Raw genomic sequence first — 23,157 nt, forward strand, 5'->3', positions numbered from 1 at the left:
CTCCTCATGCTTACTATATCCATCATATCATTTTTTCCGCTGGTTTTTCATCCAATTTGTCAGATCTTCAACCACCTGCCGATTTACAGCCGGAGGGAAGTAATGGGTGTATTCAGAAAAATACCAGCTTTCCGTAATTTTGGCTTTTGATTTGAGGATTTTTTCCAAACGATAAGCATGTTCGATAGAAACATTCTCATCTTTAACTCCGTGAATAATCAGCACCGGACTCTCTATTTCATCAGCAGAAAACAGAGGGGTCCTGTATTCATATTGTTCAGGAACTTTCTTTGGAGATCCGCCGATGACCCGCTTCATCATCCTTCTCATATCCACTCGCTCCACGTACGTAAGGAACATGTCTGACACACCGCCCCATGTCACAACAGAAGCCGCATTTTTACACAAAATGGCGGTCCACAGAGCCATGATTCCCCCTCTTGAAAAACCGAAAATATGAATCCTGTCCGGATTGACACGGGGATGCCGTTCTAACAGCTTAAATCCGGCAGCAGCGTCCTGTCGGTCCTCGCCCGCAAAATCCTCATCCCCTTCTCCGCCCTGATTTCCGCGGTAAAAAGGAGCAAATACAATAAAACCCTGAGAAGCAAATTGGACAATCCTCCCCGGTCGCACCTTGCCTACGTTCTTTATGCCTCCTCTTAAATATAAAAACCCATCATGGACCTCCCCATCATTTGGTTCGGCAAGAAGCCCTTTTACTTTCATTCCCTGTGATATGTATGTGACCAAATATAAATGAATGCCCGGATGCGGCGACGGAAATCGCAGCTTAGACACAATTTTCCCTTCTTCCATATTCGCGCTCCTTTCCCCCTTATTGTAGTGCACCTGATTGATTTTATCCCAAACCGTGTTTGATCCCGCACACATTTCTTTTCCCTTAATAAGATAAAGGTAGTCATTCTAATTCAAAAGGAGGAAGACCGATGAAGAAATGGGCTCTTATAGTTCTTGTATGCATATTGTCCCTGTCGTTTGCCGGATGCGGAAAGAAAGAAGAAGAGACACAGACGAAAGTCCGAATTGCGGAGGTTACAAGATCCTTGTTCTATACACCTCAATACGTAGCTATCGAGAAAGGATTTTTCAAAGATGAAGGCTTAAATATCGATCTAAAAACTACGGCCGGAGGCGATAAAACGATGACCGCCCTGCTTTCCAATGGAGCGGACATTGCCCTTGTTGGTTCTGAAACATCCATTTATGTAAATGCTCAGGAAGCAAATGACCCTGTCATTAATTTTGCACAGCTGACACAGACAGACGGCACTTTCCTCGTTGCCCGTGAACCAATTGAGAATTTTGACTGGGAGCAGCTCAAGGGCTCCACCTTTCTCGGTCAGAGAAAAGGCGGAATGCCCCAAATGGCCGGTGAATTCGTCCTGAAGAAACACGGTATTGATCCCCATAAGGATTTGAATTTAATCCAGAACGTCGATTTTGCAAATATAGCCACTGCCTTCGCATCAGGAACCGGAGACTATGTACAGCTGTTCGAGCCTACCGCCAGCATTTTTGAAAAAGAAGGAAAAGGGCATGTTGTGGCATCATTCGGTACAGAATCAGGAAATCTCCCTTACACTGTTTTCATGGCGAAGCAAAGTTATTTAAAAGAAAATCCAGAAACAGCGGCAAAGTTCACCCGCGCCCTGAAAAAGGCACAGGACTATGTACAGGAAACAGATCCTGAGGAAATCGCCAAAGTGATCCAGCCTTACTTTGAAGATACGGATCCAGAAATTATAGCAATGTCTATTGAGCGCTATCGGGATCAAGGCTCGTTTGCCACAGATCCAATCCTTGATGAAGCAGAGTGGAATAATCTTCAGGACATTATGGAGGAAGCCGGGGAATTGCCGGCAAGAATTGAGCATAAAGAGCTTGTCAATACGAAGTTTGCAGAAGATGCTGCACATTAGAAATAGAGCGGAGGGGAATCAGTGAGCTTTTTAACAGTCAACGGAATTCATCATACCTATTTCACAAAAAATCAGGCAACCACTGCACTTGAGGATATTCATCTTGAAGTAAAAGAAGGAGAGTTCGTTTCCTTTCTTGGGCCGAGCGGATGCGGAAAAACCACCTTGCTTTCCATTATCGCCGGATTATTTCAGCCTACGGAAGGACAGATCCTCCTTGAAAATCAGCCAATCTCCTCAAAACGAGGGGATGATCTTTCAATCGGATATATGCTTCAGCAGGATTACTTATTTCCATGGAAGACAATCCTCGAAAATGTAACATTGGGCATGCGGCTCATGCAAAAGGATAAGCAAGAGGCCGAGAAGCATGCCCTTGGCCTTCTAAAGGATGTTGGACTGTCAGATGTCGAGCGCCAATATCCAAGTCAGCTGTCGGGCGGCATGAGGCAAAGAGCAGCGCTTGCCCGCACGCTGGTAACTGATCCCAAAATCCTGCTGCTGGATGAACCTTTTTCAGCATTGGATTACCAGACCAAGCTGAAACTCGAAGACCTTGTTTTTGAAACCCTTAAAACTTTTGGGAAAACTGCTGTCCTTGTCACCCATGATATCGGGGAAGCCATTGCGATGAGTGACCGGGTCTATCTGTTTGCAGCGAATCCCGGCAAAGTGCACAAGCTTTTTAACATCCCGGACACCCTAAGAGAACAATCCCCATTCTCCGCAAGAAACCATCCGGATTATTCAGAGGTTTTCCAAACTATATGGGAGGAGCTGGAAAGCCTTGAACATTAAGCAGCTGCATGAAAACTATAAAGCCGGCCTTAAGAAAGAAAAACGTTTTGTCCGTCTCTGGCAATTGGTCCTGTTCCTTGCCTTCTTCAGCATATGGGAAACGGCATCCGGACTAAAGTGGATTGATCCTCTGATTTTCAGTTCACCCAGCAAGGTTTGGCAGCTTCTTTTAGATAAAATAGCAGACGGTTCACTTCTGTCTCATGCCAGTGTAACAATATTTGAAACGATCCTCGGTTTCATTATTGGAACCCTTTTGGGCACACTGCTGGCAAGTGCCTTATGGTGGTCTCCTATGCTCGAAAAGATTCTTGATCCTTATCTGGTCATTCTTAATGCCATGCCAAAGGTTGCCCTTGGCCCAATCTTAATTGTAGCTATGGGACCCGGATTCAGCTCCATTATCGCCATGGGGGCCATTATATCCATTATCATAACCACTATTGTGGTTTATACTTCGTTTCGTGAAGTGGACCCCAACTACTTAAAAGTTCTGCAAACCTTTGGAGCCACACGATTTCAATCTTTCAGAGAGGCCATTCTCCCAGCCTCCTTCCCCACTATTATTTCAACCTTAAAAGTCAATGTCGGCCTTTCCTGGGTAGGAGTCATTGTAGGAGAATTTCTCGTTTCTTCTAAAGGACTTGGCTATATGATCATTTATGGATTCCAAGTCTTCAATTTCACACTGGTTATGCTTTCCTTATTGATCATCGCCATTATCGCCACCATTATGTATCAGCTTGTCGAATTGCTTGAAAGAAAACTGATCAAACATTAACATACGAATTCAAAAGAAATCAAACAGGGCAGCCTTCCCCTCTTTTTAGCGGGGTTTCATTCAAAGCTGCCCATTTGTTCTTTCAAAAGCAGTCTGCTTTTTCCACTGTTCCAGACTAAGCGGAACGACCTGATCTTTCATAATGAAACTAAATTCGGCATGATCCCGAATATTCTCGGGAAGGCTTTTCATTAAAACAGGTCCATCCGTTTCCAAGTATTCATCCTTTTTCTCCAAACGAAGCAGTTCTGCAAAAAAGACCGATTTCACAAAGGGTCTTTGATCATAAACTTTATATTGGCCGATAAAGGATAGATGTTTCACAATTCCGCCCGTTTCTTCATATATTTCCCGCTCAGCTGCCTGTTTTTCCGTTTCTCCCTTCTCTCTTTTCCCGCCCGGAAATTCTACCCCGCGTTTTTTGTGCCTGGTCAGCACCCATTTCTCCCCTAGACGGCAGAGAGCAAAAACATGCCCGGCCGCTCCAAAAATCGGATCCGCAGAGAATTCAACTTTATTTTCATTTATATCTTTAAAAATTTCCATAGGTCTCCCCTTACATATCTTCCTCCTTATATTCTACCACCATTCCAAATGAATCAGAAAAAAGAAAAAATGGCCTAAATGCCAAGCCATTCTCATGTTATTTCATCTACTATCCCCATTCCTTTAATATGGCGTTTCGCCTCTGCATCTCCAAGCAAATAGATCATGTTATAAACCTTTTGCAAATTGGCATCTGCCTCTTCGTTTTCTTGATCATTGTGATATTCCCAAAAAGGGATATGCGCCCGATAAAATCCTGCCTCATCCGCTTCAAATTTATGATCAAAATAATTTCTCAGCTGGGCAATCTCATCAGCTGTTGCTTCTATTTTAAAATCCCAGGGACTTGATTCCCGATTCTGAAAAATCCCGCCGTCTGCAATAGAAATATAATAGGCCTGCCGAAGAGTATCCATATACTCGCCTCCCTTTTAAATTTTATTTTCTCTTGAAAAACTACTATTCATTCCATGGGATATTTAGTAAAATGAGGAGAATATACGCTGAACCCCCATAAAAATTGATTAAAGTATCATACTTGGGGTAAAACATATACTATATTCAAGTATTTATCTTTTATGATGGACAATCGTTTTTACATACAGCAAGAATGGTCTAGGAGGTGGAAAGATGAAGTTAATTGAAGATCTGTATAATATGTACCGGAACAAGATGACAGGGGACGAGGAAGATATCGACATGCTGACCTTTGCAGTTCTTGAACAATTGGATCGAAAGGAAATACTCGAACTGCTTCATGAAATGGATGATCAGGAATTAACCAATCTGATGGGTCTCTATATTATTGAAAGTTTAAAGGGCAAGTTTGCTCAGAGCGGCATGGATGAGCCAAAACCCACACATTATTTGCCGCGAAATCTTCATTAAAAAGTCATTAAACAGACAGGCATTCCCCTATTATGGATGCCTCTTTTTTTTGCTTTTAATCCAGAATCATCTAAGCATGAAGCCTTACAATCCGTAAAAAACAGGGGCTGGGACAAAATAAAAAACACCAAATTTCTCACAGAGAAATTTGGTGTTTGAGTAATCGGCATATCTATTATTTGGAAAGGTATGCTCTAAGCATCCATGCATGCTTATTAAAGCTTTTCTTCATGCCAGTCAGCATATCAGCGGTTACTGGATCTTCCTCCTCCGCTACTTCAATAATTTCTAAAAGTTCATTAGAAATTTTCTCAAAGTCGCTGATCACGCTTTGTACCATATCTTCTGTATTTTCACTACCTGTCGCTTCTTCAATTGTAGTCATTTCCATATACTGTTTAAGGGTTGCTACCGGCGTTTCTCCTAATGCGAGCAAACGCTCTGCCAGCTCGTCCATATCTGCAGTCACTTCATTATAAAGCTCTTCTAATTTTTTATGCAGTTCAAAGAAGTGCGGTCCGTTTACATACCAGTGATAATTATGGAGTTTCGTATAAAGCACGGTAAAGTTTGCAATTTCCTTATTCACTAATTTCGTTAATTTTTTTTCAGCCATTGATCATTACCTCCACTTTGATTGATATAAGTATAATTCCCGAACCCCATACATTTAAAACCTGCCTTCAAGACATTTACCCAAGGTCTATATTTAAGTAAAATGGAAGCAAAATAAAAAGGAGAGAATCCATGACTGCCATCATTATCATCTCCATTCTCATCGTACTTATCATCTTAGCTCTGTCTGTGTTAACGATTAACAAAGGGTACAGCTATAAGCATACGATTGAACCTCTTAACGAAGAGCCAAAGCCCGAAAATAGTGAAGAGGATAGTAAAAAAAAGGAAAACGTATGAAATCTGCCCACAAAAAAACCCACGGGCTTCTCCCGTGAGTTCATTCAGCCATTCTCAGCCAAATACTTTATGAAGGTCTTCTTTATCTTGAGAAAGCCAGAAGTTCATCAACCTCTTGGCACCCTCTAAATCGTGAAGTTTTGCCTGACCGCATTGTTTTGGTGTAGCAGCAGGGATGACTGTTGTTTGAACAGCATCCTTAAATGTCTCTTCAAGCACATCAATAATTTCTCCTACGGTTGGCTCGCCGCTTACCACTAGGTAGTAACCAGTCTGGCAGCCCATGGGCGAAATGTCGATAATATCAAAATGGTCATATTGCTCTGCATATTTACGGATATTGAAAGCAAGCAAATGTTCTAATGTATGAATCGTATCAGGCTTCATCGCTTGTTTATTAGGCTGGCAAAAACGGATATCAAATTTATTTACAACACCGTCTGTTCCGACTTTATGAACGCCGCAATGACGGACATAAGGCGCTTTAACGGCATCATGATCTAATTCAAAGCTTTCTACTGAAGGCATATCATCACTCCTAAATTGAATGTCCTCTTCATTCTACCTCTTTTTGCAATAAATTTCACTAAACTTCTTCCTGTGCTCCATGCGGTCTTAGTCAGGACATGCTGTTTTGAATTAAGGAATAAACATGGTATAGTCTACTCATCATTAAGAAATGAGATGACCGATTATGCAATTTCTTCTACTTAAAATTATTCGTTTTTACCAAGTCGCCATTTCACCATTAAAGCCTCCATCCTGCAGATTTTATCCGACATGTTCTCACTACGGACTTGAAGCGATTAAGGTTCACGGTCCTCTATATGGAAGCTGGCTTACCTTAAAACGGATCCTGAAATGCCACCCTTTTCATCCAGGAGGCTTCGATCCTGTACCCGAAAAGACTAAGTATAAAGGATGACAGCTTCCCCTCCTGGCAAGACCGCACAGGAAGTCTTTTTACTCTGTTGTCTTTTCCTTTTGGGTCTTGCTAAATTTTTGCTTGCCTTATTTTTGGCTACTGTAGTATGATGTTATAGTCAAATCGTAATGGTTTCGTTTCATATAAAGATTATTAGTACACATCCGAAATGGATGGATTTGAATATTTTGGCGCATTATAAATCGTAATCAGTACGAATGAGGAGTGGAACTAAATTAATGAAGAAACATATTATTAGCGTCGTTTTTCTATTTACGGCGCTCATTTTAGCGGGCTGCGGAACCAATGAAGATTCTGCTGATAAGAAGGATAAGAAAGCATTGGAGGTATATACGACTGTTTACCCTCTCCAATATTTCACAGAAGAAATCGGCGGAAAATATGTCAATGCGCAGACCATTTACCCGCCAGGCACAGATGAGCATTCCTTTGAGCCTTCCCAAAAAGATATCGTAAAAATGGCCGAATCCGATTTGTTTTTCTACATTGGTTACAATTTAGAAGGATTCGTCACAAAAGCTAAACCGATCTTAGAAAATGAAGGTGTCACAACGGAAGCAATCGGAGAAAAAGTTCAATTGGATACACATGCACATGAAGAACATGAAGAACACGAGGAACATGATGACGGACATGATCACGGAGGAGTTAATCCCCATTTATGGCTTGATCCTGTTTATTCTGACCAAATGGCAAAAGCCATTAAAGATGAATTGACTAAGAAAATGCCTGATCAAGCAGATTATTTTGATGAACGCTACCAGGATTTATCAAAAAGATTGAATGAATTGGACAGTCAGCTGGCATCTGTCATTCAAGACGGGAAAACGAAAAAAATCATTGTTTCCCATTCCGCTTATGGATACTGGGAAGAACGGTACGGTCTTGAACAAATTGGGGTAACCGGCATTGCCTCTTCTAATGAACCATCCCAAAAGGAACTGAAGAATATTGTCCAAATTGCTGAAAAAAATCATCTGCATTATGTGGTATTCGAGCAAAATATCAGTTCAAAATTAACGGAAATCATTCAAAAAGAAGTCGGGGCCGATTCCTTAACTCTGCATAACCTTTCTGTTCTGACAGAAAAAGATATCAAAGCAGAAGAAGATTATTTCAGTCTGATGAATCATAATATCAACACATTAAAAACAGCGCTTAATTAAGTCTCCCACTTTGGATTAACCAGGCTGTCAGCGGGTATACTATTACTGTCACAGGGATTCATCAATGTCCTGTGATGGTTCACCAACTTTTAGTCACTCATGTAAAAAAGATTAAAAGGAGGTATCTGACATGGCAGAGGATGTTAAATGCACAGTGGACAGCTGTACGTTCTGGAAACATGGAAATCGCTGTTCAGCTGAAATGATCAGTGTCACCAGCTATTCTGAAGAAAGAGCACATCAGAGCAACGAAACTGGATGCCGCACATTTAAACCGCGCGGCCTTTAATGAAATAATAAGGGCGGAGAAAGCAATTGCTTTTTCCGCCCCTTTTTTATTTATGGCTGTTCTTTCAGATACTTCTGGCGAATGGCTAACGTTTTATCAAGAAGCCCGCTGCCAATCTCCTCTTCAAATTCCGGATAAATCTGCGTCATTTTGTCCATCCATTCTTTCCTCTCTTCAGAAGAAAGCCGGTATATGTGAATATCCGATTCACGCTGAATATCCAGAAGCAGCTCTTCATTCATTTCGGAAGATTTCACCCAAATCCAATCTGTCGTTTTATCCATTGCCCGCTGTATCTCTTTTTGAATATCCGGGGGGAGACTCTCCCAAAATGACCCGTTCATCATGACTGCATACCCTAAATATCCATGATTGCTCATCGTGAGATTATTTTGCAGCTGGTACAATTTTTTCGAGTAAATATTGGAGATGGTATTTTCCTGGCTGTCCGTCGCATGGTCCTCCAAATTCTGAAATGTTTCATTAAACCCCAGCATAGAAGTGGTTGCGCCAAAATGGCCAAACTGTTCCTTTAAAACTTCACTTGGCATAATTCTGAAGTTTTTTCCTTTAAAATCCTCTGGCGAACGGATCTCCTGATTGCTTGTGATTTGCTTAAAATGGTTCGACCAAATGGCAAAGCCCTTAATTCCCTCTCCTTCCAAATCTCCCAGCAGCTCCTGTCCCACTTCCCCTGACAGCGTTTCTTTCAATGCCTGATCATTCGGAAAAATATATGGAAGGTCCAGCAGCATCCACCTTTTCGATACATTGGTCAGCTTGGAGGTTGCCGGAGCAATCATTTGAACTTCATTATTCTTTAGAGCCTTCCATTCTTCCTCATCATCATACAGTGATTCATTGGGGAAGACCTCCACTTTAACCCGGTGATTCGTGTACTCGTCCACCAGCTTCGCAAAACGATTAGCAGCCATTCCTTTTGGCGTATTTTCCGCTACTACATGGCTAAATTTAATGATAATCTGATCTTCCATCCCTTCTTGCTCTTCATCATGAGGCAGCTCATGCTGTTCAAAAAAAGGCTGAAAGGAAAGAAAAATCGCCGCTGCCACTCCGATAATTATAAAAAGAATAAATCCCCATAATGCACGCATCGCTGAAAAACGCCCCACCTTCATCTAACGTCCCCTTCTGAATACGATTATTTTATCATATCAGCAGAGCATTCCCGCTAAAATTTTCTGAAATCAATCCATTCTTCAAACTATTTTGATACTATTAATAGTAGAAATCTTGGAGGAGTAACAATGGAAAAGACTTTTCATATGCCCATACAGCTTAAAATCACCTTGCTATCCTTTGCAATCGTCGCCTTCTCGATTCTAATCGGCGGCATTACAATTATCGGGAACCTGATTGTGCAGGAGGAGAAAGAGCTTGAATCCAAGTCACTTCTCACTGCCCATACCATTGCTGAGCTTCCAGAGGTTCAGAGACTCATCTTGGAGCCAAGAGGATGGGAGGAATTGAACCCTTCTATCGAAACGCTCCGAGTCATTCACGGTGCAGACTATATTGTCGTTCTCAACCAGGAACATATCCGCTATTCTCACCCTGTTTATCATAAATTAGGAACTGTTTCCGAAACCTCGGATGAAAGTGCCGCCTTTGCAGAACATGAATATCTCTCCAAGGCAAAAGGAGAGCTTGGAACAGCCGTACGGGCCTTTGTACCGATCCTGAATAAAGATAATAACCAAATCGGAGTCGTTCTTGTGGGAAATATTCTTCCCGCTCTTCCTGATATCATTAAGGATTTTCAAAAAGAGATTATTGTACTGCTGCTGTTTACCCTGTTATTTGGCATTATTGGATCCTGGATGATGGCCAAGCATATAAAAAGGGAAACGTTTGAGTTAGAACCCCATGAAATATCCCGTATGCTTGTAGAGAGAACGGCTGCTTTCAACGCGATGCATGAAGGCGTCATTGCGATTGATAAGCAGGAACGGATTACCATATTCAATGAAAAAGCGAAACAGATGCTGAGCATTAAAGGAGACACGATAGGAAAGAAAATCAGGGATGTTATAGATGACACCCGCCTGCCGGAAATACTGGAACGAACAACTCCCATCTTCAATCAGGAGCTGTCGGTGCAGCAGCAGCATATATTCAGCAATAGGGTCCCGATTATGATAGACGGAAAGACAATCGGGGCGGTTGCGATCTTTCAAGACCGGACAGATGTGACAAAACTGGCCGAAGAACTGACAAGTGTCAAAGCATTTGTCGAAGCATTGCGCGCACAAAATCACGAGCACAGTAATAAATTGCATACCATCTCTGGTCTTATTCAGCTCGGAAAGCTGGATGACGCTTTGAAATATATCTATCAAGTGACCGAGGAACAAGAAGATCTGTCCCGATTTCTGTCTAAACATATCCATGATGATAACCTAGTCGGATTGCTCCTCAGCAAAGTCTCGATCGGCAAAGAGCAGGATATCGAGCTTATCATCGATAAGAATTCCCAGCTTGAAGAATTTCCTGCTGAAATGGATCATCATGATTTTGTCCTGATCATCGGCAATCTTATCGAAAATTCTTTTGCTGCTTTAAAACACGCAGCCGTTAACAAAAAACAAGTCTACCTGGCCATCTATCAAGATGATGAGCAATGTCTGATTGTTCTTGAAGACAATGGACCAGGCATTCCAAAAGAGGTTCAATCACAGATTTTTGATTATGGATTTACAACAAAAGGAGCGAAAGGATCAGGACTTGGTCTTTATTTGATTGCCCAGATTGCAGAAAAGGCCCGCGGAGATATCTCTCTTACTTCCTCTCTGGGTGAAGGCACCAGTTTCATTCTTTCTTTCCCAATGAAACCGACAAAGGAGACAGATACCAATGAAGACAATACGGGTTCTATTAATTGAAGATGACCCAATGGTTCAGGAAGTCAACCGGCAATTTATTGAACGGCTTGAGGGCTTTCAAGTCATTGATACAGCCGCAAATGGCCAGATTGGCTTGACTAAGATTAAGCAGCTGAAACCAGATCTCGTCATACTTGATATTTTCATGCCGTCCTTGAACGGAATTGAAGCACTGACGCAAATCAGAAAGGACGAACTCGATGTAGATGTCATCATCATCTCAGCCGCCAACGATCGGCAGACGATCCGGAAATCGCTGCAAAACGGGGCCTTTGATTATTTAATTAAACCGTTTAAATTCGAAAGGCTGCAGCACACCCTTCAGCAATATCAAGCCTTTTTTATGGAAATGAAACCCGGTGACGGAATCTCCCAAAACCAAATCGACCGGATGATGTTCCAAGTTGATGACAAGAAAAATGAATTTAGTTTATCCAAAGATATGATTCCTAAAGGACTTAATATTGCAACGCTTGAGCAGGTAGTCCATTTCATGAAAAATAAGAAAGAAGCGCTGTCTGCCGAAGAAGTGGCAGACGGCATCGGGATTGCCCGCGTCACAGCACGCAGGTATTTAGATTTCCTCTATAGCAAAGAGCTTCTGAAGCTGGATGTTCAATACGGAGGCATCGGCAGGCCGGTGAATAAGTATATATTGAATCATTAATATGCTGTTGATAAAGATACGGAAAAAAGCGGCCAACTTCTCTGTGAGAAATTAGCCGCTTTTTTATTTTTCAGTCCTGCCGCAGGAGCTTTTTCTTGAGAAACAGCAATTCTTCCTTACTGACTTTCGTTATTTCCATGACTGCATGGTCTGGCATGCCTCGCTGCAAAAGAATTTCAGCAATCAAATACGCTTTCCCCATTTAACCTCTCCTCATAAGGTTTCCTGCTTTTATTATAAAGAACTGAGCCCTTCACCAAAACTGACATCTGCCCATTTTTACATAAATGGGCTCAGCGGCGAGAGGTTCATTTTCTGTTCCTCTCATCTGATCAGATTTCAGAATATTAGAAAACAACAATTCCCTTCTTGATCTTTTCACGATAAAATAATAAAAATGTTCAAGGAGAGAAGGCCTATGATACGGAAATTGCAGAAAAGTGATTATGACGCTTGTTTTTCATTAGTAAAGGACAGGCCGGCGGAGAATTTATTCATCATCGGAGATATTGAAGCTTATGGCTTTGAACAAGATTTTCAAAAGCTTTGGGGAGAGTTTGATCACAATGGAGAACTAATCGCCATTTTATTGAATTATGAAGAGAACTACATACCGTTTGCCTCTCAAGACTTTGATGCAGCAGGTTTTGCAGCCATTATGTCCCAAGATCCAAACTTTAAAATGATGTCAGGACTCAAAGACATCACGGAAAAAATCGAACCTTATGTAAATCGTCCGCTCAAAAGAAAAAGACAGACCTATTATGCCAAGTGCACTCAATTAACTGCCGAGACAACCCAAGAGGATCTGAAGATTGTGGAACAAGCAGTTCCCGAAGATGCCGAGGATCTTGTAACACTACTGAACTCGATTCCAGAATTTAAAGACTCTATGATAACTGAAGAAAAAAAACGACGCAGTTTAGAAGACAGATCATCCCGCTCCTTTTTTATTAAAGCTGATGGAAAAATTGTATCCACGGCTTCTACTGCCGCATAAAATACGATGTCAGCCATGGTAGTGGGCGTAGCTACTCACCAAGAGCACAAGAAGAAAGGGTATGCGACCAGCTGCATGCTTAAGCTGTGCAGCCAGCTTTTAGCAGAGGGAAAAGAGCTTTGTCTGTTTTATGATAACCCTGAGGCCGGAGCAATCTATAAACAGATCGGTTTTAAAGATATCGGTTTCTGGATGATGTACTCTTATCATTAAAAACAAAAGGAAAAAGCACAGTTTGCGCTTTTTCCTTTTACATCGCTTTAAATGTCTCTCTATAGACAGTCAGTTCCTTCAGGCGTTTTTCATTAATCCGAAAACCAATCCCCGGTGAATCAGGAACCTTGACTTCCCCGTTTCGGACCGTAATATCCGGTTCAATTATATCTTCTTCCCAATAACGGGAGGAAGAAGAAAGATCTCCAGGAATTGAAAACCCCTCAAGTGAGGCAAGTGCAACATTATGGGCCCTTGAGATACCGAATTCAATCATTCCCCCGCACCAAACCGGAATCCCGTTTTGCACACAAAGATCATGGATTTTCACAGCCTGTGACCACCCGCCGACTCTCGCCATTTTAATGTTGATAATTTGGCAGCTTCCCAGCATGATGGCGCTTTTCGCATCATGGTACGAACAGATACTTTCATCCAGACAGACAGGCGTCTTTATTTCTTTCTGCAAGAGGGAATGCTCTGCAATATCATCAACACCGAGAGGCTGCTCGATCATTTGAAGTCCGAATGAATCCAGCTTTTGAAGGTGAACGGTGTCATCCAGACGGTAGGCAGAGTTGGCATCAGCCATTAAGGGAAGATCCGGATAAACTGACCGGATAGCCGCCAGCATAGAAAGGTCGGATGACGGGCTGATTTTCACCTTGTACCTTTTATATCCTTCAGCTGAAAAGGTTTCAATCTGTCTCAGCGCTTCCTTTCTATCATTAGAAGCAATGACAACTCCGGCAGCTGCATATTGCTTTTTTCCTCCCATTAACCGGCCGAGGTATTTCTCTTTCTGCTTAGCATATAGATCCCAGATCGCCTGCTCCAGCCCGGATTTCGCCATCTGATTTCTCCTGATGCCTTTCCAAAGTTCAGAAAGCTCATTCGGATGTTCCCAGTTTCCGGAGAGAGTCATAGGAATCAGGAAATCCTCCAGCATGTGATAGCAGGTTTTGATCGTTTCTTCGGTATACCAGGGGCTTGAGAAAGGTACCGTCTCTCCATAGCCGGTTCTGCCATCCTTATCCCTTGCCTCCACAATAATCGCTTCACGGTCATAAACGGTTTCAAGATGCGTATGGAAAGGTGATTTTAACGGTGACCTGATCATCTTAAGTGTAATTGACTCTATTTCCATATTCCTCATACCTGCCTCTTTAAATTCCTGCGCAGCAATTTATTCGCGCCATTTCTCGGCAGTTCCTTACAATAATGGATTTCTTTCGGGACTTTATAAGCAGCTAAAGCCTGACGGCAGTATTCCCGCAGTTCCTGCTCTCCCGCTTCTACTCCTTCATGAAGAACCACAAAAGCAACCGGTACCTGCCCCCATTCGGCATCCTCCATTTTCGTTACTCCTGCTTCAAAAACAGCCGGATGGGAGGAAAGAACTGCTTCAATTTCAGCCGGATATACATTCTCTCCGCCTGAAATAATTAAATCAGACCGTCTGTCCAGAACATATAAAAACCCTTCAGCATCCACATAGCCAATATCGCCGGTGTACAGCCATCCTTGGCGGATCGCCTCTTCTGTAGCATCCGGACGGTTATAATATCCCTTCGTCACATTCGGGCCTTTCACAACAATTTCGCCTGGTTCTTCTGGTTCCGCTTCCCTGCCGGCCTGTTCAATCCTGAGCTGTGCAGGAAACAGCGGCTTTCCGGCAGATCCCACTTTCTTCAGACTGTCCTCTGGAGAAAGTGTCACGATTTGAGACGCAGTTTCGGTCATACCATATGATTGGAAGACCGGGATATGCTGATCTCTGCAGCGCTCAAGCATATGCTTAGGTGCCGGCCCTCCTCCAAGCAGGGCACACCGGAAAGTATTTGGATAGGAGGTTCCTTTTAAATCCTCAAGCATCCGATTCAGCATCGTTGTCACAACTGAACAGATTGTCACATTGCCCTTCATAATAGCTTGATTGACAGCTTCTGCCTCGAACTTTTGAACAACGACTATTTTCATTCCATAAATAATGTTTTTCATTAAGATAGAAAATCCGCTAATATGGAAAATCGGCACAGCACAATACCAGCAGTCGTCTTCTCTCAGTCCCAGATTCAACGCTGAGCCGACGGCACTCCACCAGTGGTTTCCAAACGTTTGAATGACCCCTTTCGGATTTCCGGTTGTTCCTGAGGTATACATGATGGTTGCTGTATCCTCCAGCGGAAATTCCTCTTGGATTGGCGCCTCTTTTTCCCCTGTCCATTGCTCTTTCTGTAAAATATGCGGAAATTCAATGCCAGCCAGTTTTTCAGAAAAGAACTGTTCAGAAATCAGATGCTGCGCCCCGCTGTCTCCTGCCTGCCAGCTAAGCTCTTTGGAGGTCAGCTTGCTGTTCAGCATAACCATTTTTACGCCCAAATAAAGAAGCGCATGTATAATAATCACGCTGTCAAGATGGTTCCTCAAGAGAATGGCTGCGGTATCGTCTTTCCTAACCCCCTGACAAGCCAGCCTGCGGGCCATTTTTTCCGCTTCTTGGTGAAGTTCAAGGAAGGTTAACGTCCTTCCCTCAAATTCAACAGCAGGACGATTAGGCGTCAGGTGAGCGCGCTTCATTAACCAATTCGGCAATCTTTCCTCCATGATGCTTCCTCCTTTTCCTTTCCATGGTAAAGAAAACAGCCCGGCGTAACCGCCAAGCTGTTCCTTCCCATACTCCCTTACTCATTAAGGGAAACGCGGGAATTGACCGAAGTCCGGGCTGCGCTTTTCTTTAAAAGCGTCGCGTCCTTCCTTCGCCTCATCCGTTGTATAATAAAGCAATGTCGCATCTCCTGCCATTTGCTGAAGTCCGGCAAGGCCGTCTGTGTCCGCATTCATGGCCGCTTTTAGGAAACGAAGCGCTGTTGGGCTCTTCTCAAGCATTTCCTCACACCATTTAACGGTCTCAGCTTCCAGCTGATCCAATGGAACGACTGTGTTGACAAGACCCATATCAAGGGCTTCCTGTGCGTTATATTGACGGCACAGGTACCAAATTTCACGCGCTTTTTTATGTCCGACGATACGTGCAAGATATCCAGAACCGTATCCTGCATCAAAGCTTCCTACTTTAGGACCTGTTTGTCCGAAAATAGCATTATCTGCAGCAATTGTTAAATCACATACAACATTCAAAACATTGCCGCCCCCGATTGCATACCCTGCAACCATTGCTACAACCGGTTTAGGAATTGTACGGATCAAACGCTGAAGGTCCAGAACGTTCAAGCGCGGAATGTGATCTTCTCCTACATAGCCGCCATGGCCCCGAACTTTTTGGTCTCCGCCTGAGCAGAATGCCCTTCCGCCTTCACCAGTCAAGATAATAACGCCGATACTGGAGTCGTCACGAGCTCTTGCAAAAGCGTCAATCATCTCCGCCACTGTTTTTGGTGTGAACGCATTATGTACATGCGGACGGTTGATCGATACTTTGGCTATGCCATTATATCTTGTGTATAGGATTTCATCATATTCTCGGATTGTTTCCCATTGAATAGTCATCCAATATTCCTCCTTAATGGTTCTTTAAAAACTCACTTACTATTTTACCAAACTTTTGCGGATTCTCCACATGAATCGCATGACCAGTGTCATTTATTGTCGCAATCCGGCCATTTTTCAGAGAAAGGTTCATACGTTCAGCAATTTTACAGAATTTAAGATCCAGTTCTCCGGTAATCATTAATACAGAAAAAGGGAGTTCTGAAAGCTGCTTCCACCAGGATGGCTGACTTCCTGTCCCCATTCCACGAAGGCTGTTAGAAAGGCCGGTAATATGATTGCCAAGCCTCTCCCTTCGCACAGCCTGACGGATTTCATCCGGCAGCCGCTTCTGTGTCTCAAATAAAGAAATGTTCTCCCATTGATTCACAAATTCGAGGATTCCATTTTTCTCAATTTTTTCGGCAAGGGCCGCATCTCCTGCTATCCTCTGCTCTCTTTCTCTTTCTGTCTCCAGTCCCGGAGAAGCACTCTCCAAAATAAGCGAACGCACACATTCAGGGAAATAGCAGGAAAAGCTGAGCGCCAGCCTCCCTCCCATGGAGTAGCCGAGAAAATGGGCTGATTCATAGCCTAATTCAGCCAAAATGCATTTCAGATCATTCGCAGCTTCTTTCATCTCATAGCGGGCGGGATTCTCCGGAGATTCTGTTTCACCGTGCCCGATAATATCAGGCATAATTAAGCAGTAATCACGGCTGAGCTCCGGAATCAGAAAATTCCATGTCTCCTTTGATCCGGTAAATCCATGGAGGAGAACAAGCGGCTCTCCGGTTCCCGCTGTTTCCACCGAGTAGGAGATCCCCCTGCAGGAAATCATCATGAGCGATCTCCATGTAAAACAGCCGCTATTTCCCGGGAAACAAGATTCCACAAATCTCTGTGTTTTACAACATTGCTGGCCCGCTCTGTCGGAATCTCGATGATTTTCAATCCAGGCGTATGGAACGTCTCTGAAAAGACCGTCTTAAATTCTTCCCAGTCCCGAACCTTCGTATAGCGTGCCTCATACAATTCAGCGGCATGAGAAAAATCAAGCCCGTGAGGCGTGCCAAACAGCTGTTCAAAATACTCAGGCTCATTGGACTGCGGCAGGAATGAAAAGATTCCGCCCCCATCATTATTAATTAAAAGAATGGTGAAATTCTGCTTTTGCAGCTTAGCAGCCAGCAGCCCGTTCATATCATGAAAGAAACTTAAATCACCAATCGCTAAAACGGTATGTTCCGAAGCCGTGCTCACCCCAAGCGCTGTTGAGACGACTCCGTCGATTCCATTTGCTCCGCGATTTGCCATTGCCCTTATATTCTTCTCATTTGCCAAGAAAAATGTATCCAGATCGCGAATCGGCATGCTGTTTCCAACGAAAACCGTCGAATTTTCCGGCATAAGTTCTGACAAAAGTGAAAATAGCTTTCCTTCACTCAGCTTAGTATCATTCTTGACGGTAAGCAAGGCATTTTTCGTTGCCGCATTCACAGATTTCCATAATTCAAGCCAGTGACGGTCCTCATTATAAGGAACAAACTCCAGCATAGCCTCACTGAATTTTGTTTCATCACAGTAGATCATGTTTGTGGCGAGCCCCGCTGGTTCTCTCCATCCGGCGCCGCCATCGACAACTAGATGCATGGCCTCTCGATATTTTTTCAGAAACAGCAATAAAGGTTTAGAAACCGGCATGGCACCAAATCTCAGAACCAATTCCGGACGGAAGGCCTTGACTGCTTGTTCATCTCTGAGAATAGTATCGTACGCTTCAACGATATTCACTTTGCTGTGTACACCGCTTCTCAATTGAGAAAGAGGATCAGCCAGCACTGGGAATCCCAGTTTTTCAGCCAGTTTCAATATGGCCTTATGGCCTGATCCTTCCGTCAATTCACCGCAGATGATCAGTCCCCGTTTTCCTTTCCCCAAGAGATGACTTAATTTCCTGAACTGAGACTCCTCGAGACTGATGGAGCCTCTGTCAATAGCAACTGCCGGATTCGCATTCAGGGAGTTTTTGCGATATTCAGCAGCTCTTTCGACATCCGGAACAAGCGGTTCCCTAAGCGGAAAATTCAAATGAACAGGTCCAGCCGGTGCCTTTGCAGCCGTTGCGACTGCCCTTGCCCCCACAGTCCGGGCATAGCGGATAATCTCATGATTATTCTCGGGGATAGCCATTTCAACAAACCACTTTGCATTCTTCCCATATAGATGAATTTGATCGATGGCTTGCGGAGCGCCTACATCCCTTAATTCATGAGGCCGGTCTGCCGTCAGCACAATAAGCGGAACCCTTGAATATTTGGCTTCAATAACAGCCGGATAAAAATTCGCAGCTGCCGTTCCGGAAGTACATACAACAGCAACTGGTTTCTTCAATGCTTTGGCTAGGCCAAGTGCAAAAAAGGAAGCGGAACGCTCATCCACATTAATATGGATTTTGATGTTTGGATGTTCAGCCAGCAGCATAGAAAGCGGCGTTGAACGTGAGCCTGGACTGACGACCACATCCGTCACGCCATTTTGGGACAGTTCATCTATAAAAGCCGCAGCATATGCTGTCAAGGCGTCTCTGTCATTCATGAATAGTTCCTCCTAAAGCACTCAACATCGGATTGAATTTAATTGCAGTTTCTTCATATTCACTTTCTGGTACGGAATCCTCCAGAACACCGCAGCCAGCAAACAAAGAGGCTTCATTTCCCTGCAGCAGAGCAGAGCGAATACCTACTGCAAATTCTCCATTTCCATAAGAATCCACCCACCCAAGCGGTCCCGCATAAAAGCCCCGTTCCAGGCCTTCGATCGCCCGTATCCGGTCAATTGCTTTTTCTTTCGGAAGGCCGCCCATTGCAGGGGTCGGGTGCAATTTTTTTATAAAACTAAAGATTGATGCTTGCTCATCACTTTTCCCCTGTACAGGAGTATATAAATGCTGAATATGACGAATTTTCATGAGCTGCGGTTCTTCTGGCACTGAAACTTCAGTGCATAAAGACTTTAATGCACCGGTAATCATCGAGACAACATATTGATGCTCCATCCGGTTCTTTTCATCCGAGAACAGCTCTGAACCAAGCCGCTCATCTTCCTCCGGCGTTTTCCCTCTTGCGATGGATCCTGCCAGACAAGCCGAAGAAACGGAATGGCCTGTCTTTTTAATAAGCTGCTCAGGAGTGGCTCCAATGAAGCAGTCCTTGCCGGACTCTAAACTGAAGATATAGCTTGTAGGCTGTTCCGCCATTAATCGTTCGAGAACTTTCTCTGCCATAATCGTATCTTTAAATATCACCCGAAGTTCACGGGCCAGCACAATTTTATCTAAATCCGTTTCCTTCATTTCTTTTACGGCTTCGGCTACTGTCCTTTTCCATTCCTCCGGCCGTGTTTCTCTCTGTTCTGTCATTGGATTTTCTGAAAAGTTCAGTTCCATTTCGCGCAATAAAAATTCTTCCCGTTCATTTATCATTTCTATGAAGAGTTTTTCCTCATCATCAGGTGAACAAAGAAGGTTTGTCGTTAAGTAAGTCCCGCCATTTACAGCTGTCAGCATATAGGCAGGTATATAAAATAAGTTATCTCCAAATTGCGTCCACAATAAAGAGCTTTGATTTTTATAATCAAAAGAAAAACCGCCAAAAAGAACAGGACCTGTCGCATCTATTCCGGCCATTCCTGTCTTCACAGCCGAATTCTGCAGTTTGTTCCAGTTCTCTTCGATTTGTTTATATCGGCTTGGACCTGGGTCCGCCTGTATATTCTTAACGCTTCCTAAACCTGTTATGGTGATACTTTTTGCAGGGTCCTGCCAAAAAAAGCGCTCTCCTGCATACCGTTCTCTTCCAGCTTGATAAAATGAAAGGGGGTTTGTACACTCTATTTTTTTCACATGACTGAATAAGACCGGCCCATTCAATTCCTTTGCTTTTTGAATGGCAGAAGCCAGTCCGTGAATTTGCTCAGTTTCTTCTGAGATAGCCAAAAAAATCCCCCCATTTTAAGCTTTTTAGACCTATTTAAAGATACACCTCATTTCGAGTGAATGTCAATTAAACACCATTCTCACTGACTTATTTCTTCCTTATTATTTATTTCACTGGAAAGCCTGCATCATACTCTTTTTTCATGGAAGCAGCTCCTGGCAAAATAGATTGACACTTGAACAGGCTTTACCTAAACTTAAATGAGAGAATTTTGATATACTTCTCATTGATAATCATGAATAGGAGATAAAAAAGATGCATTCAGATCATAACAATCCAGCTGAGCTGCTTCAAGAAAAGCGCACCTGGAAAATTTGGTGGGAATTAATTCGTCCCCACACATTAACCGCTGCCTTTGTACCCGTCTTGTTGGGTACCGTAATCGCCCTTATTGAAGAAGATGTAAATGGACTGCTGTTTGCAGCCATGATGATCGCCAGCATTCTCATTCAAGCGGCAACCAATTTGTTTAATGAATACTACGATTTCAAGAGAGGGCTCGATACCGAAAAATCAGTCGGCATCGGCGGCGGCATTGTCCGTCACGGCATGACACCCAAGCTGATCATGACTCTTGCTCTTTCTATGTATGGGATCGCTTTATTATTAGGAATATATATTTGTGCCGAGTCATCCTGGTGGCTTGCAGCTGTCGGACTGATCTGCATGGCTGTCGGCTATTTATATACCGGAGGTCCTCTGCCGATTTCCTCCACTCCATTTGGCGAATTATTCTCAGGTCTGTTCATGGGCTGCTTCATTATCCTGATCGCCTATTTCATTCAGACTGGTTATGTTTCTCCCCTCGCAATATGGATATCCGTACCAAGCGGAATTCTTGTCGGTCTGATTAACATGGGAAATAATCTGCGTGATCATGATGGGGACAAAGCAAATGGAAGAAAGACCCTGCCTATTGTATTAGGACCTAAAAGAGGCATCACTTTCATGGGAATTATGTTCGCTGTCTCATATTTATGGCTGATCGGCCTTGTGCTTTTCGGCACTACGCCATGGATCCTGTTAGCCTTCCTAAGCCTTCCAAAAGCCATTCAGGCAACGAAAGGATTCCGCGGCAAAACAGAGCCTATTTCGATGATGCCAGCCATGAAGGCAACTGCTCAAACAAATACATTTTTCGGCTTGCTGATGGCCATCGGTCTCTTCATCAGCTATTTAATCCAATAAACAACGCGACATTTCTCCCCTGTGCCTTAAAAAGGTGCAGGGTTTTTTGATTGTTTTCTCCTTTCCAAATAGGGGTACGTAATAATAACAAATCAACTATCCCTAATGATCGATTGTGAGAAGAAGGAGAGGACAAAAATGACAACCGATAAACAAATAGAAGAATTGAAAAATGACTTAGTCACAGAAAAAGAGGCACTTGAACAAAGAATCAAGCATGATCAAGAAACAGTAACCGAACAAGCGCAAACCGATTTTTCCGGAGAGATTTCTTCCTATGATAATCATCCCGGAGACTTAGGTACCGAACTTTTTGATAAGGAAAGATACCAGGCCATTGATGACCATGGCAAAGAAGAGCTAGAGAGGATTGAGACTGCTCTGAAAGCCATGGATGAAGGAACCTATGGGCAATGTAAGGAATGCGGAGAAGAGATTCCTTTTGACCGTTTGAAAGCCAGACCCTCTACGTTATATTGTATTGAACATACACCCGAACAAAGAATTCATGAAGATACATTTGGCGAGCGAAGACCTGTGGAAGAAGAGGTGCTAATTCCCTCTCAAGGAGATAGCTTTGAAAACAGACGGAAAAGCGATGACAGAAATAATGTAAAAGAAGATAGTTTTGGAGAAGCAGCAAAATATGGAACATCTGAGACCCCTGCCGATTATAGAGGCGATCATGAAGACTATAATAATTTATATAAGACAGAAGATGAAACGGAGGCCTTCCCTGAAGAATACGAAGGCTATGCAGCCAATGATATAGACGGCAAGAACAGAAAGATTATAAGGAATGACAATGAAGAAGAATATGAAGAAATGCTGGATGAGGATCAAATAGATTCCCAAATAGGCGATATTCCTTATAAAAAGGTTCTCCGTCAAATGTTGGGGTGGCGACTGATCGCCATCCCTAACCAATATGTATCCCAATTCCTTTAAACTGATGGGTTAATAATATTTTTGCCCGAAAACGGCTGAAATTCCTGAATCCATACGCATCTCGCTTAAGAACCTTCGTTGAATTGTTGATCCCTTCTAAAAAACCATTCGAATACCCATAAACAAAGCTGTTTAAGATTTCTGTCTGCCAATTTTGGAGCGTGGTAATGGCTTTCTCCATTTCAGGAATGCCAGAGTCCTGGACCCGTCGATAAAAGTCTCTCAGGCCCTGTTTGACCTTCCCTATATCTTCCGATCCAGATTCCTTCGCCTGAACAAACCAGCCACGATAGGTTTCCTTTAATTCGTACGCTTTTTTAAGCTCTTCCGACATATCCAAATAACGATGCAGATGCCATCTGTCTTCTTCTGTCAGGCGGTCGGAGGCCTTGTGAAAGACATGCTTCATACGTTTGCACTTCTTGCGGTCATACGGGTGAAACTCTTTCTGTACCCTTCTCCGGACACCGTCCAGCGCC

26 protein-coding genes and 1 pseudogene are annotated in these 23,157 nt (G+C 43.2%); 13 read left to right on the top strand and 14 right to left on the bottom strand.

What is annotated here, in order from left to right; translation table 11 throughout:
* Positions 1-27 precede the first annotated feature (27 nt).
* A complete protein-coding gene (locus BQ4305_RS08145) occupies positions 28-819 on the bottom strand; it encodes an alpha/beta hydrolase family protein (protein ID WP_110927321.1) in 792 nt (263 codons plus the stop codon).
* A 131-nt stretch (positions 820-950) separates the two neighbouring features.
* On the opposite strand from BQ4305_RS08145, the gene BQ4305_RS08150 reads away from it, so the two are divergent.
* The 3 genes from BQ4305_RS08150 to BQ4305_RS08160 are packed head-to-tail and all read left to right on the top strand — an operon-like array spanning position 951 to position 3,522.
* The gene (locus BQ4305_RS08150; RefSeq protein WP_110927322.1) at positions 951-1,943 is read left to right on the top strand and encodes an ABC transporter substrate-binding protein; all 993 of its coding nucleotides are present in this window, start codon (positions 951-953) and stop codon (positions 1,941-1,943) included.
* Positions 1,944-1,964: 21 nt separating this feature from the next.
* Entirely contained in the window at positions 1,965-2,741 is a 777-nt protein-coding gene (locus tag BQ4305_RS08155; protein WP_110927323.1) for an ABC transporter ATP-binding protein, read from the top strand.
* Positions 2,731-3,522: an ABC transporter permease gene (locus BQ4305_RS08160; protein WP_110927324.1), complete on the top strand. Its 792-nt coding sequence runs from the start codon at positions 2,731-2,733 to the stop codon at positions 3,520-3,522. The genes BQ4305_RS08155 and BQ4305_RS08160 overlap by 11 nt, the downstream gene beginning before the upstream one ends.
* A gap of 60 nt (positions 3,523-3,582) precedes the next feature.
* On the opposite strand, the gene ytkD is transcribed toward BQ4305_RS08160, so the two are convergent.
* Complete coding sequence (gene ytkD / locus BQ4305_RS08165; RefSeq protein ID WP_110927325.1) at positions 3,583-4,068, bottom strand: RNA deprotection pyrophosphohydrolase; 486 nt, start codon at positions 4,066-4,068, stop codon at positions 3,583-3,585.
* Between the two features lie 92 nt (positions 4,069-4,160).
* Positions 4,161-4,484, bottom strand: a complete 324-nt coding sequence (locus BQ4305_RS08170) for a hydrolase (protein WP_110927326.1) — start codon at positions 4,482-4,484, stop codon at positions 4,161-4,163.
* A gap of 214 nt (positions 4,485-4,698) precedes the next feature.
* On the opposite strand from BQ4305_RS08170, the gene BQ4305_RS08175 reads away from it, so the two are divergent.
* Entirely contained in the window at positions 4,699-4,956 is a 258-nt protein-coding gene (locus BQ4305_RS08175) for a DUF6154 family protein (protein WP_110927327.1), read from the top strand.
* A gap of 175 nt (positions 4,957-5,131) precedes the next feature.
* Here BQ4305_RS08175 and BQ4305_RS08180 read toward each other — a convergent pair whose 3' ends face one another.
* Entirely contained in the window at positions 5,132-5,572 is a 441-nt protein-coding gene (locus tag BQ4305_RS08180; protein ID WP_110927328.1) for a Dps family protein, read from the bottom strand.
* 131 nt (positions 5,573-5,703) lie between these two features.
* Here BQ4305_RS08180 and ytzI point away from each other — a divergent pair, with 131 nt between their 5' ends.
* Complete coding sequence (ytzI, locus tag BQ4305_RS08185; protein ID WP_110927329.1) at positions 5,704-5,871, top strand: YtzI protein; 168 nt, start codon at positions 5,704-5,706, stop codon at positions 5,869-5,871.
* Positions 5,872-5,925: 54 nt separating this feature from the next.
* Here the strand turns inward: ytzI and BQ4305_RS08190 are convergent, their stop codons facing one another.
* Positions 5,926-6,399: an S-ribosylhomocysteine lyase gene (locus BQ4305_RS08190; RefSeq protein WP_110927330.1), complete on the bottom strand. Its 474-nt coding sequence runs from the start codon at positions 6,397-6,399 to the stop codon at positions 5,926-5,928.
* A 166-nt stretch (positions 6,400-6,565) separates the two neighbouring features.
* Between BQ4305_RS08190 and yidD the strand changes: the two genes are divergently transcribed.
* From yidD to BQ4305_RS08205, 3 genes are all read left to right on the top strand, one after another.
* Positions 6,566-6,796, top strand: a complete 231-nt coding sequence (gene yidD / locus BQ4305_RS08195) for a membrane protein insertion efficiency factor YidD (RefSeq protein WP_199880615.1) — start codon at positions 6,566-6,568, stop codon at positions 6,794-6,796.
* Positions 6,797-7,035: 239 nt separating this feature from the next.
* Positions 7,036-7,983 carry a metal ABC transporter solute-binding protein, Zn/Mn family gene (locus BQ4305_RS08200; RefSeq protein WP_110927332.1) on the top strand — a complete coding sequence of 316 codons (948 nt, stop codon included), beginning with the start codon at positions 7,036-7,038 and terminating at the stop codon, positions 7,981-7,983.
* Between the two features lie 130 nt (positions 7,984-8,113).
* Positions 8,114-8,272: a DUF1540 domain-containing protein gene (locus tag BQ4305_RS08205; protein ID WP_110927333.1), complete on the top strand. Its 159-nt coding sequence runs from the start codon at positions 8,114-8,116 to the stop codon at positions 8,270-8,272.
* A gap of 50 nt (positions 8,273-8,322) precedes the next feature.
* Here BQ4305_RS08205 and BQ4305_RS08210 read toward each other — a convergent pair whose 3' ends face one another.
* Positions 8,323-9,411, bottom strand: a complete 1,089-nt coding sequence (locus BQ4305_RS08210; protein ID WP_110927334.1) for a DctP family TRAP transporter solute-binding subunit — start codon at positions 9,409-9,411, stop codon at positions 8,323-8,325.
* A 129-nt stretch (positions 9,412-9,540) separates the two neighbouring features.
* Here BQ4305_RS08210 and BQ4305_RS08215 point away from each other — a divergent pair, with 129 nt between their 5' ends.
* Positions 9,541-11,175, top strand: coding sequence for an ATP-binding protein (locus BQ4305_RS08215; RefSeq protein ID WP_234396905.1), 1,635 nt, complete (start codon positions 9,541-9,543; stop codon positions 11,173-11,175).
* Positions 11,147-11,842 (top strand): response regulator, encoded by a 696-nt coding sequence (locus BQ4305_RS08220; protein ID WP_110927335.1) that lies wholly within the window; start codon positions 11,147-11,149, stop codon positions 11,840-11,842. Before BQ4305_RS08215 ends, BQ4305_RS08220 begins: the two co-directional genes overlap by 29 nt.
* Before the next feature lie 70 nt (positions 11,843-11,912).
* Here BQ4305_RS08220 and BQ4305_RS21995 read toward each other — a convergent pair whose 3' ends face one another.
* A complete protein-coding gene (locus tag BQ4305_RS21995) occupies positions 11,913-12,044 on the bottom strand; it encodes a hypothetical protein (protein ID WP_267888093.1) in 132 nt (43 codons plus the stop codon).
* Positions 12,045-12,260: 216 nt separating this feature from the next.
* On the opposite strand from BQ4305_RS21995, the pseudogene BQ4305_RS08225 reads away from it, so the two are divergent.
* A pseudogene (locus BQ4305_RS08225) lies at positions 12,261-13,055 on the top strand (GNAT family N-acetyltransferase).
* Between the two features lie 37 nt (positions 13,056-13,092).
* Here the strand turns inward: BQ4305_RS08225 and menC are convergent.
* The 6 genes from menC to BQ4305_RS08255 all read right to left on the bottom strand — a co-directional run bounded on the left by menC (position 13,093) and on the right by BQ4305_RS08255 (position 20,541).
* Positions 13,093-14,202 carry an o-succinylbenzoate synthase gene (gene menC / locus BQ4305_RS08230; RefSeq protein ID WP_110927383.1) on the bottom strand — a complete coding sequence of 370 codons (1,110 nt, stop codon included), beginning with the start codon at positions 14,200-14,202 and terminating at the stop codon, positions 13,093-13,095.
* A 5-nt stretch (positions 14,203-14,207) separates the two neighbouring features.
* Positions 14,208-15,662 carry an o-succinylbenzoate--CoA ligase gene (locus BQ4305_RS08235; RefSeq protein WP_110927336.1) on the bottom strand — a complete coding sequence of 485 codons (1,455 nt, stop codon included), beginning with the start codon at positions 15,660-15,662 and terminating at the stop codon, positions 14,208-14,210.
* 84 nt (positions 15,663-15,746) lie between these two features.
* Positions 15,747-16,565 (bottom strand): 1,4-dihydroxy-2-naphthoyl-CoA synthase, encoded by an 819-nt coding sequence (menB, locus tag BQ4305_RS08240; RefSeq protein WP_110927337.1) that lies wholly within the window; start codon positions 16,563-16,565, stop codon positions 15,747-15,749.
* Positions 16,566-16,578: 13 nt separating this feature from the next.
* On the bottom strand, positions 16,579-17,355 hold the full coding sequence (gene menH, locus BQ4305_RS08245) for a 2-succinyl-6-hydroxy-2,4-cyclohexadiene-1-carboxylate synthase (RefSeq protein WP_324611571.1): 777 nt from the start codon (positions 17,353-17,355) through the stop codon (positions 16,579-16,581).
* 29 nt (positions 17,356-17,384) lie between these two features.
* The gene (gene menD / locus BQ4305_RS08250; protein WP_110927339.1) at positions 17,385-19,142 is read right to left on the bottom strand and encodes a 2-succinyl-5-enolpyruvyl-6-hydroxy-3-cyclohexene-1-carboxylic-acid synthase; all 1,758 of its coding nucleotides are present in this window, start codon (positions 19,140-19,142) and stop codon (positions 17,385-17,387) included.
* Entirely contained in the window at positions 19,135-20,541 is a 1,407-nt protein-coding gene (locus tag BQ4305_RS08255; RefSeq protein ID WP_110927340.1) for an isochorismate synthase, read from the bottom strand. Before BQ4305_RS08255 ends, menD begins: the two co-directional genes overlap by 8 nt.
* Before the next feature lie 256 nt (positions 20,542-20,797).
* On the opposite strand from BQ4305_RS08255, the gene BQ4305_RS08260 reads away from it, so the two are divergent.
* The gene (locus BQ4305_RS08260; protein ID WP_110927341.1) at positions 20,798-21,730 is read left to right on the top strand and encodes a 1,4-dihydroxy-2-naphthoate polyprenyltransferase; all 933 of its coding nucleotides are present in this window, start codon (positions 20,798-20,800) and stop codon (positions 21,728-21,730) included.
* A gap of 138 nt (positions 21,731-21,868) precedes the next feature.
* Positions 21,869-22,678: a TraR/DksA C4-type zinc finger protein gene (locus tag BQ4305_RS08265; protein ID WP_199880616.1), complete on the top strand. Its 810-nt coding sequence runs from the start codon at positions 21,869-21,871 to the stop codon at positions 22,676-22,678.
* On the opposite strand, the gene BQ4305_RS08270 is transcribed toward BQ4305_RS08265, so the two are convergent.
* Positions 22,650-23,157 (bottom strand): transposase (locus tag BQ4305_RS08270; protein ID WP_199880617.1); only part of this gene is annotated, 508 nt, incomplete at its 5' end. The two genes, BQ4305_RS08265 and BQ4305_RS08270, sit on opposite strands and share 29 nt — an antisense overlap.

The organism is Bacillus massiliglaciei (genome assembly GCF_900098925.1).
GTDB lineage: Bacteria > Bacillota > Bacilli > Bacillales > DSM-1321 > Peribacillus > Peribacillus massiliglaciei.

Excerpts from the sequence above, each read along its gene's own strand:
- BQ4305_RS08145 (WP_110927321.1), bottom strand. The coding sequence starts at position 819 with ATGGAAGAAGGGAAAATTGTGTCTAAGCTGCGATTTCCGTCGCCGCAT.
- BQ4305_RS08150 (WP_110927322.1), top strand. The coding sequence starts at position 951 with ATGAAGAAATGGGCTCTTATAGTTCTTGTATGCATATTGTCCCTGTCG.
- ytkD (WP_110927325.1), bottom strand. The coding sequence starts at position 4,068 with ATGGAAATTTTTAAAGATATAAATGAAAATAAAGTTGAATTCTCTGCG.
- BQ4305_RS08170 (WP_110927326.1), bottom strand. The coding sequence starts at position 4,484 with ATGGATACTCTTCGGCAGGCCTATTATATTTCTATTGCAGACGGCGGG.
- BQ4305_RS08175 (WP_110927327.1), top strand. The coding sequence starts at position 4,699 with ATGAAGTTAATTGAAGATCTGTATAATATGTACCGGAACAAGATGACA.
- BQ4305_RS08180 (WP_110927328.1), bottom strand. The coding sequence starts at position 5,572 with ATGGCTGAAAAAAAATTAACGAAATTAGTGAATAAGGAAATTGCAAAC.
- ytzI (WP_110927329.1), top strand. The coding sequence starts at position 5,704 with ATGACTGCCATCATTATCATCTCCATTCTCATCGTACTTATCATCTTA.
- BQ4305_RS08190 (WP_110927330.1), bottom strand. The coding sequence starts at position 6,399 with ATGCCTTCAGTAGAAAGCTTTGAATTAGATCATGATGCCGTTAAAGCG.
- yidD (WP_199880615.1), top strand. The coding sequence starts at position 6,566 with ATGCAATTTCTTCTACTTAAAATTATTCGTTTTTACCAAGTCGCCATT.
- BQ4305_RS08200 (WP_110927332.1), top strand. The coding sequence starts at position 7,036 with ATGAAGAAACATATTATTAGCGTCGTTTTTCTATTTACGGCGCTCATT.
- BQ4305_RS08205 (WP_110927333.1), top strand. The coding sequence starts at position 8,114 with ATGGCAGAGGATGTTAAATGCACAGTGGACAGCTGTACGTTCTGGAAA.
- BQ4305_RS08210 (WP_110927334.1), bottom strand. The coding sequence starts at position 9,411 with ATGAAGGTGGGGCGTTTTTCAGCGATGCGTGCATTATGGGGATTTATT.
- BQ4305_RS08215 (WP_234396905.1), top strand. The coding sequence starts at position 9,541 with ATGGAAAAGACTTTTCATATGCCCATACAGCTTAAAATCACCTTGCTA.
- BQ4305_RS08220 (WP_110927335.1), top strand. The coding sequence starts at position 11,147 with ATGAAGACAATACGGGTTCTATTAATTGAAGATGACCCAATGGTTCAG.
- BQ4305_RS21995 (WP_267888093.1), bottom strand. The coding sequence starts at position 12,044 with ATGGGGAAAGCGTATTTGATTGCTGAAATTCTTTTGCAGCGAGGCATG.
- menC (WP_110927383.1), bottom strand. The coding sequence starts at position 14,202 with ATGGAAATAGAGTCAATTACACTTAAGATGATCAGGTCACCGTTAAAA.
- BQ4305_RS08235 (WP_110927336.1), bottom strand. The coding sequence starts at position 15,662 with ATGGAGGAAAGATTGCCGAATTGGTTAATGAAGCGCGCTCACCTGACG.
- menB (WP_110927337.1), bottom strand. The coding sequence starts at position 16,565 with ATGACTATTCAATGGGAAACAATCCGAGAATATGATGAAATCCTATAC.
- menD (WP_110927339.1), bottom strand. The coding sequence starts at position 19,142 with ATGAATGACAGAGACGCCTTGACAGCATATGCTGCGGCTTTTATAGAT.
- BQ4305_RS08260 (WP_110927341.1), top strand. The coding sequence starts at position 20,798 with ATGCATTCAGATCATAACAATCCAGCTGAGCTGCTTCAAGAAAAGCGC.
- BQ4305_RS08265 (WP_199880616.1), top strand. The coding sequence starts at position 21,869 with ATGACAACCGATAAACAAATAGAAGAATTGAAAAATGACTTAGTCACA.